Genomic DNA, 15151 nt, shown 5'->3' on the forward strand with positions numbered 1-15151 from the left:
CGTTTGAACGCAATGTTTGACACCTCAATCGAAACCAAGCTCGCTGCGGCGCGTACCCGGCTGATCCTGGACAAGCCGTTTCTCGGCGCGCTGGCCTTGCGCCTGCCGATGGTGGCAGCGAGCGAGAAATGGTGTCCAACCTCGGCGACCGATGCGCGTAAGTTTTACTATAATCCCGCCTACATCGCCGCGCTGACGCTGGAAGAAACCCAGTTCGTGCTGGCCCACGAGGCGCTGCATTGCGCCCTGTCGCATTTCGCGCGCCGCCAGCATCGCATCAAGCGTCGCTGGGACGTGGCCTGCGATCACGCCATCAACCCCCTGCTTGTCGCCGATGGCCTCAAGCCGCCGCCCGGCGTGCTGCTGCTGGATGCCTTCGAAGGTATGACGGCGGAAGAAATCTACCCCTGCATCAACGACAACAACTCCGACCAGACCATGGATCAGCACCTCTATGACAGCGAAGAGTCCGAAGGGGGGCAGGACGGCGAGGGCGACCAGGAGCCGCAGCAGGATGGTGGCGGAGGCGGCGGCAAAGAGAAGAATAACGACTCCGACGGCGGCGGGGGGCAGCAACAGCAGCAGGAGACTGCGGGCCAGGGCGGCGCTTCCCAGCCACCGCCGTTAAACGCCAAGGAACGCGACGAACTCGGCCGCCAGTGGCAGCAGCGCATGGCCGCCGCTGCGCAGCAGGCGATGGCGGCGGGCAAGATGGGCGGTGCGCTGGCGCGCCTGGTGGATCATCTCCTGCAACCCCAGCTGCCGTGGCGCATGCTGCTGGCGCGCTACCTGTCGCAGGTGGCACGCGACGACTACAGCTACATGCGCCCGTCGCGCCGCGAAGGCAATGTCATTTTCCCCTCGCTGCGCAGCGGCCAGGTCGACCTGGTGGTGGCGCTCGACACCAGCGGCTCGGTGGGGGAAAAGGAGCTGGCCCAGTTCCTCTCGGAAGTGGATGCGCTCAAGGGCCAGTTGCGCGCCAGGGTGACGCTGCTCGCTTGCGATACCGGCTTGTCGGAAGGGGCGCCGTGGGAGTTCGAGCCGTGGGACGAGCTGCGCCTGCCGAAAGACATCAAGGGCGGCGGCGGCACCAGCTTCGTGCCGGTGTTCGACTGGATTGCGCGCCAGGGGCGCCAGCCCGACCTGCTGCTCTATTTCACCGATGCGGAAGGCGATTTCCCCGCCATCGAACCCAACTACCCCACGCTCTGGCTGGTGAAGGGCAAGGCTCCGGTGCCGTGGGGGCAGCGGATACAACTCAATTAAGCCATGGAACTCTCCAGCGAAGACGCACTGCGCCTCAATGTCCTGCTTACGCATGAACTGCAGGCGGTGCGCATCAATGAAAACAGTCTCACCCTTTTTGCCCTGACCGGGCGCGGCGAGGCGCGTATCGCGCTGCATCCCACCGGGCGCAAGGAGCAGTATCTGCGCCTGGTGCGCGAGATGCTGTCCGGCCATGCCCTGGGTTCGCCCGGCGGCTACCCGCTGTTCATCCAGCGCTGGACGCGCATGGGACAGAACTCGGGTGACAACATCGACAAGTTGCTGCTGCTGGGCGAGGAGGAGGCCGTGGTGTCGGTGGCCTATTCGCCCAAGCTTACCGACGAGCTGGCGCGGCGCGCCTGGTGGTGCGTGCAGAGCGGGGACAACGCGCGGCGCATGCTGGAACGGGCAGCGGTGTCGCAGGGAGAGATGGGCCCGGTGCTGGCCGAGTACCTGGTGGAGCACCTGCCGTTCGAAACCAGCCCGCACGTCGTGATCGACACGGTGCGCATCGTTCTGCAACCGGGGCTGCTCAGCTCGGAGGCTCTGCTGCGGCTATGGAAGCGCGCCAAGGGCGACAACACCTACTATGTCGGCTTTCTCGAAACCGTACCGGATGCGCTGCCCGGACAGGATGAGGATGCGCAGGTGACGGCGTTGCCCGGCGCAATGCCGCTCGAGCCATTGGCGGCGGCGGGCAATCCCTATGCGCGCCAGCTGGCGCGCGTGCTCTCGCCCTCCGGCAAGCGTTTTCTGGTGGCCTGCGAAGACGTGCTGCGCCGTCCGGCGGACCAGGATGTGGCACGGGCCCTGTTTCGTGCCATCGGCGCTTACTTCGGTGTGTCGCGTCAGGACCCGGCCCAGGAACACCAACTGAAGGCGGCGCTGACCGTGGCTGAGCAGCGCCTCGCCGACCCGGATGCCGACCTGGCGGCGTTGCTTGCCATCGTGCCGCAGTATCGCGCTGCGCTGTACGCTTTGCTGGTGCTGGCCGAGGTCGGTGAATTTAGCGTGGCGCCCATCCTGGTGCGCACCACGGCCATCGGCTCGCTCATGCGGCGCAAGCTTGAGCCGGTGAGCGACCCGTTGCTGGAACAGCTTGCCGTGCTGCGCGCGACTGTCTGAGAGAAGTATCCGGAAGGCCTTGAAATCAGGCTAACGAAAAATCTGGCTTTTGCTCGCTTACAAAGCGCCGCTACGCACTGCGGCTGCCCCTTGCCCAGGGGAGCTTGGCTTCTCACGGGCTGCGAAGCTGGCGTCGGCATCCAATAGACTGACCTCGTCCCCAAGTATATGAATCGCTTCGTTCAGCAAGATGTCTTTGGCGTCCTTGCGTGCTTTTTCATCCGCTAGTTCCGTGGCGAGATTGCGTTCGTTAGCCTGGAGGCCATCGTCCTGTAGCGCCCTGCTCTTTGCTGGCGCGCTTTGGCTGGCAACATCGCCATGGGCATTCTTGCCGGCACTTTCGCAGGACTTCAGTTGAGCCTCCTGGATATTCCGTTCCTGGCGTCTTTCCGCTTCGTTTAACGAGACCTGGTTTTTCTTGCGCCGAAGCTTGGATTCGGCGATGTCTTCCTGCAGGCAAATGAAGTCCTTGTCGTTCATCTCGCGGGCTTCATTACGTGTCAGGATAATGGGCGCCAGCGTTTTCAAGTTATCTGCCGGCGTATAGTCGGCGGCTTTCACCTGCATCCAGGGGAGTGCGTTGTCGAAAGTCGATTCGCCAAAATCTTCCGGGTCGGAAACGGTGGGAAAGGCGATATCCGGCGTTACGCCGCGCAATTGCGTCGTGCCTCCATCGATGCGGAAAAACTGGGCGATGGTCATTTTCAGTTCGCCGAATTTCGGCTTGTCGTTTCTGGCAAGCCGATCAAGATTGAAAATGCTTTGCACGGTGCCTTTGCCAAAACTTGGTTCGCCGATTACCAATCCGCGACCATAGTCCTGAATCGCAGCAGCAAAAATCTCCGACGCCGATGCCGAGCCCCGGTTGATCAGCACGCCAAGGGGGCCACTCCAGGCGACATCGCTCGTGGTATTGCGCAACACCTTAACCGCACCATTGGCGTCACGCTGTTGCACTACGGGCCCCTTGCCGATGAACAAGCCGGTGAGCTCTATCGATTCCGTTAATGAACCACCGCTGTTATTGCGCAAGTCGATCAGTACGGCGTCGACTTTTTCCTGTTTCAATTCACCCAACAGGCGTGCCACATCGCGGGCCGCGCTCTTGAAGTCCTGGTTGCCTTTTTGTCTCGCCTCGAAATCCTCATAAAAAGAGGGGAGGGATATCAACCCGATGTGGCGAGTTGTATTGCCTTCCTTTAGGGTGAGCACAGCTTTCTTGGCGGACTGCTCTTCCAGAGTAATTCTTTTCCGAATGAGTGAAACCAGCTTGTGTTTTCCATCCGGGCCTGCTTTCGCAGGGAGAACGTCGAGCAAGACGGTCGATTCGGCCGCGCCGCGAATCAAAGCAACGGTGTCGTCCAGGCGCCAACCCAGAACGTCCGTTATGACGCCACCTTGGCCTTGGGAAACACCGACGATACGATCCCCAATTTCCAATTTGCCTGAGAGCGCGGCGGGTCCGCCTGGCACGAGTTCCCTGATCGTGGTGTAGTCATCCTTCTCCGCCAGCGTCGCACCTATGCCGACCAGGGAAAGTTTCATCGAGATGTCGAAATCCTGCGCGGCCCGAAGCCCAAGGTAGTTGCTGTGGGGGTCGATAGCCATGGTGTAGGCGTTCATGAATATCTGAAACACATCTTCGCTTTTCAGCCGGTCGATGCGTCTCTGGGAATGGCCATAGCGTTTGTCCAGAATTTCGACGATGTTCTTGTCGGTTTTCCCCGCCAGCTTGAGGCGAAGCCAGTCGTTCTTCACCCGCTTTCGCCACACCTCGCGCATTACATTCTCGGATTTAGACCAGGGATCCTTTTCTCTCTCATATTGAAAGACTTCTTTTTTCGTGAAATCAAACCCTTCCTTGAGCAAGGCGCGGGCGTATCCAAAGCGCTCGTGTACCCTTCGCGCGTAAAGATTGAAGACGGCAAAGGGAGCGGTAAGGTCTTCCGCAAAGATGGCATCGTCGAGAGTGGTTCGAAGGCCGCTCATCTGGTCGATGTCGGTTTGAACGAAAAACATTTTCTCGGGATCAAGCGATTTCAGATATTGGTTGAATATCTTTTCCGACATCGCGTCGTCGAGTGGCATCGGTTTGTAGTGGTAACGGGCCAGCACCTCTGCCGCCAAGTGTGCCGCTTGGGACTGTTGCTGCAATGGTTTCAACCCGGAAGTAAGTGGCGTTCCAACGTCGAACGAGGCAGCGTGTGCTGCCGTTGCCAACGCAAAAACCATCCAAAGCAGTTTCTTTATCATTTGTACTCCATCACAAAGCGGATTGTTTGCATTGGATAACAGGCAATCTGGGTGTCGGCACTAATGCCGGATTTGACTCGTGAGCCCGGATTTGGTTGCCAAGGGATCAAGTTTGTAACATGCGGCGGCGAGAAAATCGACTGGACAGTCAGGTATTGAAAGCCGCGTTTCAATACCCGTTCCTGATTCTTACCGGGGGCTATAACGTACCGTAGGAATGCAATCCGGAGAGGAACATGTTGACGCCGAGGAAGGCGAAGGCGGTCACGAACAGGCCGATCACCGCCCACCACGCCAGCATCGGGCCGCGCAGGCCTTTCACCAGGCGCAGGTGCAACCAGGCGGCGTAATTCAGCCACACGATCAGCGCCCAGGTTTCCTTGGGATCCCACGACCAGTAACCGCCCCACGCTTCCGCCGCCCACATGGCGCCGAGGATGGTGGCGATGGTGAAGAAGGCGAAGCCGATGGCGATGGACTTGTACATCAGGTCGTCGAGCATTTCGACGGCGGGCAGGCGGCTGGCCAGGATGCCCTTGTTGACCAGCAGGTAGGCCACCCCGACCATGGCGGCCAGCGCGAAGGCGCCGTAGCCGATGAAGTTGGCCGGCACGTGGATTTTCATCCAATAGGACTGCAGAGCCGGGACCAGGGGCTGGATTTCATTGGCCTGGCGCCCGAAGGTGTACCACAGCAGGAAGCCGACGGCGGCGCTGATGACCAGCAGCACGAAGGCGCCCAGCTGGCGGTTCTGGTAGCGCAGTTCGTAAAACAGGTAGAGCAGCGCGGTAAGAATGGAGAAGAGGATGAAGACTTCGTACAGGTTGCTGAGCGGGATGTGTCCGACGTCCGGGCTGATCAGGTAGGACTCGTACCAGCGCGTCATCAGCCCGACCAGGCCCATCACCACGGCGCTCCAGGTAATGGCACTGGAAACCCGGGCGGTAAACTCGGAGCGGCTCAGCAGGGCCAGCCAGTAGCTGCCGGTGGCGATCACGAACAGCGCGCTCATCCACATGATGGCGGTCTGGCTGCCGAAAAAGAATTTGAGGAAGAAGGCCTGCTCTGCCCGTGCCAGCTGGCCGTGATACTGGCTGATGCCGAACAGGCTCAGGCATCCGACCACCAGCACCAGCGCGCGGAACGGCTTCCAGAACCAGCCCTGGCCGATGAGTCCGGCGGCGGACAGGAACAGGATGCCCTTTTCGTACTCGTCCATGTTGCTGCCATAAAGATTGAGGGCGTAAATGCTCCCGCCGGCCAGAATCAGGGCGTAGAGCCAGTCGAACCAGGACAGGGTTTTAAAGAAGGCAGGGCGGGCGCCGTAGTTTTCAGTCAATTCCATTGGTTTATTCCTTTAGCAGGCGCGCGAGCTGTTCCTTGTGGCGATTGAATTCCTGTTCGAAATCCATCGTCTTGCGGTTGGTGGACATGGCGAACAATACGGTTTCGGACTGCGGTTTGACCAGCAACCAGATGCGGCGTTCCCTGACGTAGAACATGAAGAACACGCCCAGCACCAGGAGCAGGGAGCCGCCGTAGACGATGTTCTTGCCCGGGGAGCGGGTGAGCTGCAGCCCGCTCGCCATCACTTCGTCGAATTCGGATAGCTGCAGGTAGACCGGCGCGCCATAGGAGAACAGGTCGCTCGTCGTGTTGAGGCTGTCGCGCACGAAGCGCAGGGTGCTGTCATTCATCGTTGCCGGCTGGCCGGCTTTTGCCTGGGCAATGCGGTAGGCGGAAACGGCCGCGCTTTCGAGGACCTTGATATAGGTTTGCGCGGCTTTTTCCTGCTCGGCGGCGGGCACGGATTTTTCGATGAACTTGGCCAGGGCTTCAAAGCCGCCGGCAGCGAAAATATCCAGCACCTTGACGGTGCTTGCCTCCAGCTTGCCCATCATGGACGGACTGATCTTTTCGCCTTGCAGCGCGAATTCGGCGAAATGGCGGGCGATCTCCGGGTGGGCCTGCTTGTCCAGCAGTATGGCGTGCAGGCGCATGAAGCCGTCGATGCGGCTTTGTTCGTCCAGCGGGATGCGAATGTAGCGGAACGGTTCATTGGGTGCCTGGCGCATGCCCGAAAGGATGTACCAGCGGTCGTCAAGGAAGATCGGCAGCATGTAGTTGAAATATTCGCGCGCCTGGCCCTGGGCGTCGCGGATCTTGTACTGGAAGCTCGGGCCCACGTTGCGCAAGTCCTTCTTCGCCGCCTTGGTGGTCCCGGTTTGCATGTACTTGAGCAGGTTCTGCCAGCCGCTTGCCATGTCGCCATTCTCGTTGGCGAAGTTCTCGATGTTGAACTTGCGGAACTCGGTGAATTCGACGCTGTAAGTCGCGTTGCCATTGGACATCTGCGATGCCTGCTTGACTACGCCGTGCATGGTGAAAGGCGCTTGGGCGGGGCTGAACAGGTTCCACCCCTTCATGGTCAGCTTGGTGCCGCCATCGCCGAAGCTGGCCTGATAAATGGCGATGCCCTTGTAAATCAGGGGATGATTGACCCGGATGGTCTGGGATACCGTTTCGTGCGTTGCCTTGTCGGTGATGGTGATGTCGCTTTCGAACGACTTGGGCTGGCCGGTGGGGTAATGCTCAACGCGGAATTTTTTCAGCTTGATGTCGAACGGCAGGTCCTGCACCAGGTAGCCGTCGCCGATGTTGAGAAACACCACATCGGCCGAACTGCCCTCGGGGATCGTCACGCCGCCACGGAAGGAGAGGTTGGCGGGCGAGAGGCGGCTTGCAGCGGGGACATCGCTTTGCGGCAGGTCGCGGGTCTCGATTTTTTTCCAGCCGACGAGCTGTTCAACCTTGAGCGGGATGTTGCCGTCGATCAGGCCGCCCAGGCAGATGACGACGATCGCAGTGTGGGTGAGCGTGTAGCCGATGCGGTGGTAGCTGCCGGCCTTAGCGGCGACGAGCATGTCGCCCGCTTCGTTGGGCGCGCCTATCCTGGCGCGGAAGCCTTGCCCCTGCAGATACTGGCTCAGACGAACCCGCAAGGTGTCGGGTGGCACGGTGCTGGCAAACTCCGCCTGGTGCGAAAAGGCGCGCAGCGAGACTTCCGTGGCGTGTTCGCGGAACGAGCGCATCTCGCGCAGCATCAAGGGCGTGTTGCGGAAAATGCACATGCCGGTGGAGAGGATCAGGAACGCCAGGATGGTGAGGAACCAGCCGGAATGGTAAACGTCGTAGAGCCCCAAAGACTCGAATACCTGGAACCAGAATTGTCCGAACTGGATGACGTAATTCGAGTAAGGCTCGTTCTGCTTGAGTACCGTGCCGATTACGGAGGCGATCGCCAGCACGGTAAGCAGACTGATGGCCAGGCGCATCGAGCTCAACAGCTCGAAAATATTTTGCGACAGACGGCGGTGAAAGGCGTTTGGAGTGTTCACGTTTTAATCAGTAGTAGAACAGGTACGGACAAAAAAGGGTGACATCACTGTCACCCTTTTTGGTTGCTGCCATCAGCCGTGCGATATTAGTTGAGGCCGGAGATGTATTCCGAGACAGCCTTCATTTCCTGGTCGGTCATCTTGGAGGCGATCACACGCATCATCTTGGCGCCATCGTTGGCACGCTCGCCGCTGCGGAAAGTCGTCAACTGAGCCAGGATGTAGTCGGCGTGCTGGCCAGCCAGGCGGGGGAACTGCGCCGGGATGCCGGAGCCGCTCGGGCCATGGCATGCGGCACATGCAGGCACGCCGCTGGACTGGTTGCCACCTTTGAACAGTTTTTGTCCGGCAGCTGCCAAAGCGGGGTCTTTTGCGCTACCGGAAGCAGCTTTTTTCTCGCCGAAGAATGCGCCGAGGTTTTTCATGTCTTCCGGCGACAGGGCAGCGGCCATGCCGAACATGATGGGGTTCTTGCGAGCACCGGATTTGAAATCAGTCAGCTGCTTGGCGATGTATTCGGGGATCTGTCCGGCCAGTTTCGGATTGGCGGGAACGACACTGTTGCCATCAGCGGCGTGACAGGCGACGCAAACTGTCGTAACGATCTGTTGCGCCTTGGCAGGATCTCCCTTGGCGGCAGTTTCTGCCAGCGCCGAAGACGCGGTCATCACACCCGCTATCGCCACCATCGCCATGGTTTGTTTCATTCTTTGGACTCCTTGACAAGTTCTTCTGACTTAAAAAACGGCAATTCTATACCAAGACTAAGCTATCATGCCACTTTGAACGAAAAATTTTCCATGGCACTTTTTCAACACGCTGAGTTTTATATTTCCGCGCATGACCTACGCGATTTGCCGCTGCCCATGGGCATGGAAGTGGCTTTCGCCGGCCGTTCCAACTCGGGCAAATCGAGCGCGATCAACACCCTGACCAATCGTACCAGGCTTGCTTTCGTCAGCAAGACGCCGGGCCGTACCCAGTTGATCAATTTCTTCAGGCTTGGCGAAGAAGGCGACCAACGTTACCTGGTCGACTTGCCCGGTTATGGCTATGCCGCCGTCCCGGAAAAAATTCGTCTCCACTGGCGCGGGGTGCTGAGCACTTATTTGCAGACACGCTCCTCGCTGCGCGGACTGGTGCTGATCATGGATATCCGGCGTCCCCTGACCGATCTGGACCGGCAGATGCTGGAGTGGTTCAAGTACACCGGCAACCCGGTGCACGTGCTGCTGACCAAGTCCGACAAGCTAAACCGACAGCAGGCCATGGCGACGCTGCGCGCGGTGGAAAAGGAACTGGCGGTGATTTATCCCGGCGCGACCGCCCAGCTGTTCTCCACCCCCAAACATCAAGGCATGGAAGAAGCCGAGCGCGTGATCGCCAAGTGGTTCGAGCCTGACCCGGAATCGCCAGCGCAGGCATAAAAAGAAAAAGCCCCCGGCTAAAGGGGAAAAAGCCGGGGGCAGAAGCCTTAACTAGCATTAAGGCGCCCGCTCAGGGAGGAGAAGCGGGCGACGGTTTTTCAGGCCGTCTGCAATCTCAGAGCGGGACAGGAATAAATTAGTTCCCGCTAATATGAAAAATCCTGCTGTTCGCCACTTTCCTTACCCGCCCACCTTCGGCAGGCGCTCCAGTGCCGCCTCGATCGCCTCCTCCGGATAAGCATAGTCTTCCAGCTTGCCGCTGAAATAACTGTCATATGCGCCCATGTCGAAGTGTCCGTGGCCGGAAAGGTTGAAAAACAGCGTTTTAGCCTCGCCACTTTCCTTGCAGCGCAGCGCCTCGTCTATGCAGGCGGCGATGGCGTGGTTCGACTCCGGTGCCGGGATGATGCCTTCGGAGCGGGCGAAGGTAACGCCGGCCTGAAAAGTGGCGAGCTGGGGCACCGCCACAGCTTCGATCAGTTTTTCGTGGTAGAGCTGCGATACCAGCGCCGAATCGCCGTGGTAGCGTAAACCGCCGGCGTGGATGCCGGGTGGCATGAAGTCGTGACCGAGGGTGTACATCAGCATCATCGGCGTGAGTTTTGCCGTGTCGCCGAAATCGTAAGCGTAGTGGCCGCGCGTCAGGGTCGGGCAGGATGTGGGCTCCACCGCCACCAAGCGCACGTTCTTGCCCGCCGCTTTGTCGGCGAAGAAGGGGAAGGCCGCGCCGCCGAAGTTGGAGCCGCCGCCGCAGGGGGCGAAGATCATGTCCGGATAGTCGCCCGCTTTCTCGAATTGCTTCTTGGCTTCCAGTCCGATTACGGTCTGGTGCAGCAGTACGTGGTTCAGTACCGAGCCCAGGGCGTAATTGGTATCGGAACGCGAGGCCGCATCTTCCACCGCTTCGGAAATCGCCAGGCCCAGCGAGCCCTGATTGTCCGGGTCCTGTGCCAGGGCGGCGCGCCCGCTATTGGTTTCCATGCTCGGGCTGGCGAACACTTTCGCTCCCCAGGTCTGCATCATCGAGCGGCGGTAGGGTTTCTGGCCGTAGCTCACCTTCACCATATATACCTGCACCTCGAGCCCGAACATCTGGCCCGCCAGCGCCATGGAACAGCCCCATTGTCCGGCGCCGGTTTCGGTGGCGATGCGTTTGATGCCGGCCTCCTTGTTGTAATAGGCCTGGGCGATGGCGGTGTTGGGTTTGTGCGAACCGGCCGGGGAAACGCCTTCGTATTTGTAGTAAATCTTGGCCGGCGTGCCGAGCGCCGCTTCCAGACGGTGCGCGCGGAACAGTGGCGAGGGCCGCCACAGCTGATAAATTTCGCGCACCTTCTCGGGGATTTCGATCCAGCGCTGGGCGGACATCTCCTGCTCGATCAGGCTCATGGGGAAGATGGCGGTCAGCGCTTCCGGCCCGATCGGCTTGCCGTCCGGGCCCAGCGGAGGGGCCGGCGGATTGGGCATGTCGGCGACGACGTTGTACCAGTGGGTGGGGATTTCGGATTCGTCCAGCAGGAATTTGGTGCGCGACATGGGCCGGTCCTTTTGCGGGGAGAGGAGAAAGGCCATCATATCCCCTTTAATTTTTGGCTGCCAAGCTCTTGGCCTATAAGCTATAATATTAGAATTAGTTTATATTCTTAACTTAGGACAGAAACATGCACAACGGCACCACCATTACCCAATTCATCATCGAAGAACAGCGCCACATCCAAGGCGCGACGGGCGATTTCACTTCGCTCCTCAACGACATCGTCACCGCGATCAAGGTGATTTCCAACGCCGTGAACAAGGGTGCGCTGATTGGCGTGATGGGTTCGGCCGGTTCCGAAAACGTGCAGGGCGAGACGCAGAAGGAACTGGACGTCATCACCAACGAGATCTTCATCAAGTCCAACGAATGGGCGGGCCACCTTGCAGCCATGGCGTCGGAAGAGATGGACGACATCTACCCCATTCCGGCGCAATACCCGCGCGGCAAGTACCTGCTGGTGTTCGACCCGCTCGACGGCTCCAGCAACGTCGACGTGAACATTTCCGTAGGCACCATCTTCTCCATCCTGCGTTGCCCCGGCGAAGGCGACGCGCCTTCCGCGCAGGCCTTCATGCAGCCCGGCACCAAGCAGGTGTGCGCCGGTTACGCGCTGTACGGTTCCTCCACCATGCTGGTGCTGACCAGCGGGCATGGCGTCAACGGCTTCACGCTGGATCGCGATATCGGCGAATTCGTCCTCACCCATCCCAACATGACCATTCCTGAAGATACCAAGGAATTCGCCATCAACGCTTCCAACCAGCGCTTCTGGGAAAAACCGGTGCAGCGCTACGTGGAAGAGGCGCTGGCCGGCAAGACCGGGCCGCGCGGCAAGGACTTCAACATGCGCTGGGTGGCCTCGATGGTCGCGGAAGTGCACCGTATCCTGATGCGCGGCGGCATCTTCATGTATCCCAAGGACACCAAGGACCCCACCCGGGCCGGCAAGCTGCGCTTGCTGTACGAAGCCAACCCCATGTCTTTCATCGTGGAACAGGCCGGCGGCGCTTCCAGCACCGGGCGCGAACGTATCCTCGAAGTGCAGCCCGACGGACTGCACCAGCGCGTGCCGGTGATCCTGGGTTCGAAGAATGAAGTCGAGACCGTGATTTCGTACCACCAGGCATAAGTAACTGGTTACGAATCAAATCGAAGGCCTGCAGCGATGCAGGCCTTTTTGTTTTATGCTGTGGTGTGACGGTATTTTCGCGGAGATGGAAATGGCAGGATTCGAGTTCTACAACGAAGAAACCGCGACACTGGAGAAAGAGATCGAACGTCTGGGCATGGCGCTCGATATCGACTGGTCCGACGATGTTCAGGTCAGGGCGCTGGCACGGGAAGCCCTGTCTCATGGCGCCAGCGAATTGCGGGCGGCGGCAAATCGTGCCGGCGATTACCGGCTGCGCGCCAAGGCCGAACTGTTCGGTCTCGCCGCCGTGATGCTCAGGATTATGGAGAAAAGTGCCGGCGAAGGCGTTTTGACGCACGGCGGCCCGGCGTGGAAATCGTTCGGACGCGCCCTTTGGGAAGAGTCCTCCGGCGCCTGACACAGCGCTACTCACTGGCGAATATGCCATAATAACGCCCATGAAAAGCGTCGATCTCACCCACCATTTCCTCATTGCCATGCCGGCGATGACGGACCCTTATTTCGCCAAGACGCTGACCTATATCTGCGAGCACAACGAGCAGGGTGCGCTGGGTATCGTGCTCAACCGGCGCATCGACCTGGATTTTCAGGCGCTGTTCGAACAGATAAAGATTCCACTCGAAAATCAGGCGTTGGCCGCAATGCCCGTGCACTACGGCGGGCCGGTGCAGATGGACCGGGGTTTCGTGCTGCATCAGCCGGCGGGAGAATGGCAGTCGAGCCTGCAGGTGGCGGAGGATATTGCACTGACCACATCGAAAGATATTCTCGAAGCGGTGGGGCGCGGCGAAGGGCCGGCCAAGCTCTTCGTCTCGCTCGGCTATGCCGGTTGGGAGGCCGGACAGTTGGAGCACGAGCTGGCGCAGAATGCCTGGCTCACCGTGCCCGCCACGCCCGCCCTGATTTTCGACGAACCGGAAGAAACGCGCCTCGCGGCAGCGATGCAAATGCTCGGCGTGGATTTCGCATTTCTGGCAGAGGACGCGGGGCATGCTTGAGGCCGTGAGGGGTGAGGGGTTAGGGGTTAGGCGAGTGCGGTGATGGCGACCTCTACTCCTCACCCCTCACCCCTCACCCCTCACCGAACCACCGTGCTTTGCTTCGACTTCGGCCTCCAGCGCATCGGCGTGGCGGTGGGGGATGTGACGATAGGCGTGGCGCATCCGCTGGAAACCATACACGGCGAAAGCAACGAGCAGAAGTTTGGCGCGATCGCCATTTTGATTCAGGAATGGCAGCCGGGGGCGCTGGTGGTGGGTCTGCCGCTGCACCTCGATGGTACGGAACATGAAATGACGTTGCGCTGCCGCAAGTTCTCCCGGCAACTGGAGGGGCGGTTCAATTTGCCTGTCGCGCTGGTGGATGAGCGCCTGACTTCCGAGGCGGCCAGCCAGGACTTGCGCGCCATGGGCATCGGCGGGCGCCGCCAGAAGGCGATGCTGGACCAGGTTGCCGCGCAGCTGATTTTGCAGACTTATCTGGACGAGAACAAAATTTAGAGGTTCCAACATGCATCTACCTGACGCCGAAGTGCTGCTCCAGCACATGGCGCAACAGCTTAAACCTTTCATTACGGCGCGCAGCGCCCTGGTCGGAATTCACACCGGCGGCGTGTGGCTGGCGGAAAAGCTCCATCCCTTGCTGGATCAAGGCATGCCCATGGGAACGCTGGATGTGTCCTTTTACCGCGACGATTTCGGTCAGGCAGGTTTGCACCCCAACATCGAGCCTTCCTCCATCCCATTCGACGTGGAAGGCCGCGACGTTATTCTGGTCGACGATGTCCTCTACACCGGGCGCAGCGTGCGCGCGGCGATGAACGAGTTGTTCGACTACGGGCGTCCCGCCAGCATCATCCTGGCGGTCCTGATCGACCGCGGCGGACGCGAGTTGCCGATCGCCGCCCAGGTGGTCGGCGCCACGCTCGCCCTGGAGGCCAGGCAGAATATTCAGTTGAACCGCGATGAGCAGGGAACGCTTGGTCTTAGCCTGCATGAAAAGAATTAAAAGAATAAACGGAGTACGCCCATGGCATTTCTGAGTAACAACCCGCAGCTCAGCCAGAACGGCGAGTTGCAGCATCTGCTGACGATCGAAGGTTTGAATGCGGGAATGCTGCGGCATATCCTCGATACGGCCGAGTCATTCGTCGGGGTATCCGAGCGCGACGTGAAGAAAGTGCCGCTGTTGCGCGGCAAGGCGATATTCAACCTGTTCTTCGAACCCAGCACGCGCACCCGCACCACCTTCGAGATCGCCGCCAAGCGTCTTTCCGCGGACGTGTTCAACCTCAACATCAGTGCCTCCTCCCAGTCCAAGGGCGAAACAGTGCTGGACACGGTGGACAACCTGGCTGCGATGCAGGCCGACATGTTCATCGTGCGCCACGCCCAGTCCGGTGCGGCGCACTTCATCGCGCGCCACGTCGCGCCGCACATCCACGTCATCAATGCCGGCGACGGGCGCCATGCCCACCCCACCCAGGGCCTGCTGGACATGTACACCATCCGCCACTACAAGAAGGAGTTCCACAACCTGCGCGTGGCCATCGTCGGCGACGTGCTGCATTCGCGCGTGGCGCGCTCGCAGATTCATGCGCTGACCACGCTGGGCGTGCCCGAGGTGCGGGTGATCGCCCCCAAGACGCTGCTGCCGGCCCAGGTCGAGCGCATGGGCGTGCAGGTTTACCACGACATGAAGCAGGGTCTGAAGGACGTCGACGTGGTGATCATGCTGCGTCTGCAGAACGAGCGCATGCGCGGCGCGCTGCTGCCTTCGGCGCAGGAATACTTCAAGTCCTACGGGCTGACCCAGGAAAAACTGGCGCTGGCCAAGCCGGACGCCATCGTGATGCACCCCGGTCCGATGAACCGCGGGGTGGAAATCGACTCCAACGTGGCCGACGGCAAGCAGTCGGTGATCCTGCCCCAGGTGACGTTCGGCATCGCGGTGCGCATGGCGGTGATGAGCATTCTGGCGGGGAATTGAGACA

General features: G+C 60.1%; 14 protein-coding genes. 9 read left to right on the plus strand and 5 right to left on the minus strand.

Translation table 11 applies throughout. The features are described from left to right. Positions 1-12: 12 nt before the first annotated feature. Positions 13-1266 carry a vWA domain-containing protein gene (locus SKTS_RS01230; RefSeq protein WP_173059174.1) on the plus strand — a complete coding sequence of 418 codons (1254 nt, stop codon included), beginning with the start codon at positions 13-15 and terminating at the stop codon, positions 1264-1266. 3 nt (positions 1267-1269) lie between these two features. Next, a complete protein-coding gene (locus tag SKTS_RS01235; protein WP_173059177.1) occupies positions 1270-2391 on the plus strand; it encodes a sulfur reduction protein DsrS in 1122 nt (373 codons plus the stop codon). Positions 2392-2448: 57 nt separating this feature from the next. On the opposite strand, the gene SKTS_RS01240 is transcribed toward SKTS_RS01235, so the two are convergent. The 4 genes from SKTS_RS01240 to SKTS_RS01255 form a co-directional block, all read right to left on the minus strand. Beyond that, positions 2449-4644: a carboxy terminal-processing peptidase gene (locus SKTS_RS01240; RefSeq protein ID WP_173059180.1), complete on the minus strand. Its 2196-nt coding sequence runs from the start codon at positions 4642-4644 to the stop codon at positions 2449-2451. A 199-nt stretch (positions 4645-4843) separates the two neighbouring features. Further along, positions 4844-5989 (minus strand): c-type cytochrome biogenesis protein CcsB, encoded by a 1146-nt coding sequence (gene ccsB / locus SKTS_RS01245; protein ID WP_173059183.1) that lies wholly within the window; start codon positions 5987-5989, stop codon positions 4844-4846. Between the two features lie 4 nt (positions 5990-5993). Then, entirely contained in the window at positions 5994-8042 is a 2049-nt protein-coding gene (locus SKTS_RS01250; RefSeq protein ID WP_342342999.1) for a cytochrome c biogenesis protein ResB, read from the minus strand. A gap of 86 nt (positions 8043-8128) precedes the next feature. Then, positions 8129-8749, minus strand: a complete 621-nt coding sequence (locus SKTS_RS01255) for a c-type cytochrome (RefSeq protein WP_173059187.1) — start codon at positions 8747-8749, stop codon at positions 8129-8131. Between the two features lie 93 nt (positions 8750-8842). Here SKTS_RS01255 and yihA point away from each other — a divergent pair, with 93 nt between their 5' ends. Further along, entirely contained in the window at positions 8843-9469 is a 627-nt protein-coding gene (yihA, locus tag SKTS_RS01260) for a ribosome biogenesis GTP-binding protein YihA/YsxC (RefSeq protein WP_173059190.1), read from the plus strand. A gap of 180 nt (positions 9470-9649) precedes the next feature. On the opposite strand, the gene SKTS_RS01265 is transcribed toward yihA, so the two are convergent. Beyond that, positions 9650-11005 (minus strand): TrpB-like pyridoxal phosphate-dependent enzyme, encoded by a 1356-nt coding sequence (locus tag SKTS_RS01265; RefSeq protein WP_173059193.1) that lies wholly within the window; start codon positions 11003-11005, stop codon positions 9650-9652. Positions 11006-11130: 125 nt separating this feature from the next. Between SKTS_RS01265 and SKTS_RS01270 the strand changes: the two genes are divergently transcribed. The 6 genes from SKTS_RS01270 to SKTS_RS01295 all read left to right on the plus strand — a co-directional run bounded on the left by SKTS_RS01270 (position 11131) and on the right by SKTS_RS01295 (position 15147). Beyond that, complete coding sequence (locus SKTS_RS01270; RefSeq protein ID WP_173059196.1) at positions 11131-12135, plus strand: class 1 fructose-bisphosphatase; 1005 nt, start codon at positions 11131-11133, stop codon at positions 12133-12135. Positions 12136-12226: 91 nt separating this feature from the next. After that, the gene (locus SKTS_RS01275) at positions 12227-12556 is read left to right on the plus strand and encodes a hypothetical protein (RefSeq protein ID WP_173059199.1); all 330 of its coding nucleotides are present in this window, start codon (positions 12227-12229) and stop codon (positions 12554-12556) included. A 40-nt stretch (positions 12557-12596) separates the two neighbouring features. Beyond that, positions 12597-13157 (plus strand): YqgE/AlgH family protein, encoded by a 561-nt coding sequence (locus SKTS_RS01280; protein WP_173059202.1) that lies wholly within the window; start codon positions 12597-12599, stop codon positions 13155-13157. Positions 13158-13199: 42 nt separating this feature from the next. Continuing rightward, positions 13200-13658 (plus strand): Holliday junction resolvase RuvX, encoded by a 459-nt coding sequence (gene ruvX / locus SKTS_RS01285; RefSeq protein WP_173059205.1) that lies wholly within the window; start codon positions 13200-13202, stop codon positions 13656-13658. 10 nt (positions 13659-13668) lie between these two features. Next, positions 13669-14166 carry a bifunctional pyr operon transcriptional regulator/uracil phosphoribosyltransferase PyrR gene (pyrR, locus tag SKTS_RS01290; protein WP_173059208.1) on the plus strand — a complete coding sequence of 166 codons (498 nt, stop codon included), beginning with the start codon at positions 13669-13671 and terminating at the stop codon, positions 14164-14166. A 21-nt stretch (positions 14167-14187) separates the two neighbouring features. Next, a complete protein-coding gene (locus SKTS_RS01295) occupies positions 14188-15147 on the plus strand; it encodes an aspartate carbamoyltransferase catalytic subunit (RefSeq protein ID WP_173059211.1) in 960 nt (319 codons plus the stop codon). Positions 15148-15151 lie beyond the last annotated feature (4 nt).

It is taken from the genome of Sulfurimicrobium lacus (genome assembly GCF_011764585.1).
GTDB classification, from domain to species: domain Bacteria; phylum Pseudomonadota; class Gammaproteobacteria; order Burkholderiales; family Sulfuricellaceae; genus Sulfurimicrobium; species Sulfurimicrobium lacus.

Excerpts from the sequence above, each read along its gene's own strand:
- SKTS_RS01280 (WP_173059202.1), top strand. The coding sequence starts at position 12,597 with ATGAAAAGCGTCGATCTCACCCACCATTTCCTCATTGCCATGCCGGCG.
- ruvX (WP_173059205.1), top strand. The coding sequence starts at position 13,200 with ATGGCGACCTCTACTCCTCACCCCTCACCCCTCACCCCTCACCGAACC.
- pyrR (WP_173059208.1), top strand. The coding sequence starts at position 13,669 with ATGCATCTACCTGACGCCGAAGTGCTGCTCCAGCACATGGCGCAACAG.
- SKTS_RS01230 (WP_173059174.1), top strand. The coding sequence starts at position 13 with ATGTTTGACACCTCAATCGAAACCAAGCTCGCTGCGGCGCGTACCCGG.
- SKTS_RS01295 (WP_173059211.1), top strand. The coding sequence starts at position 14,188 with ATGGCATTTCTGAGTAACAACCCGCAGCTCAGCCAGAACGGCGAGTTG.
- SKTS_RS01265 (WP_173059193.1), bottom strand. The coding sequence starts at position 11,005 with ATGTCGCGCACCAAATTCCTGCTGGACGAATCCGAAATCCCCACCCAC.
- SKTS_RS01240 (WP_173059180.1), bottom strand. The coding sequence starts at position 4,644 with ATGATAAAGAAACTGCTTTGGATGGTTTTTGCGTTGGCAACGGCAGCA.
- ccsB (WP_173059183.1), bottom strand. The coding sequence starts at position 5,989 with ATGGAATTGACTGAAAACTACGGCGCCCGCCCTGCCTTCTTTAAAACC.
- SKTS_RS01275 (WP_173059199.1), top strand. The coding sequence starts at position 12,227 with ATGGCAGGATTCGAGTTCTACAACGAAGAAACCGCGACACTGGAGAAA.
- SKTS_RS01255 (WP_173059187.1), bottom strand. The coding sequence starts at position 8,749 with ATGAAACAAACCATGGCGATGGTGGCGATAGCGGGTGTGATGACCGCG.
- yihA (WP_173059190.1), top strand. The coding sequence starts at position 8,843 with ATGGCACTTTTTCAACACGCTGAGTTTTATATTTCCGCGCATGACCTA.
- SKTS_RS01270 (WP_173059196.1), top strand. The coding sequence starts at position 11,131 with ATGCACAACGGCACCACCATTACCCAATTCATCATCGAAGAACAGCGC.
- SKTS_RS01235 (WP_173059177.1), top strand. The coding sequence starts at position 1,270 with ATGGAACTCTCCAGCGAAGACGCACTGCGCCTCAATGTCCTGCTTACG.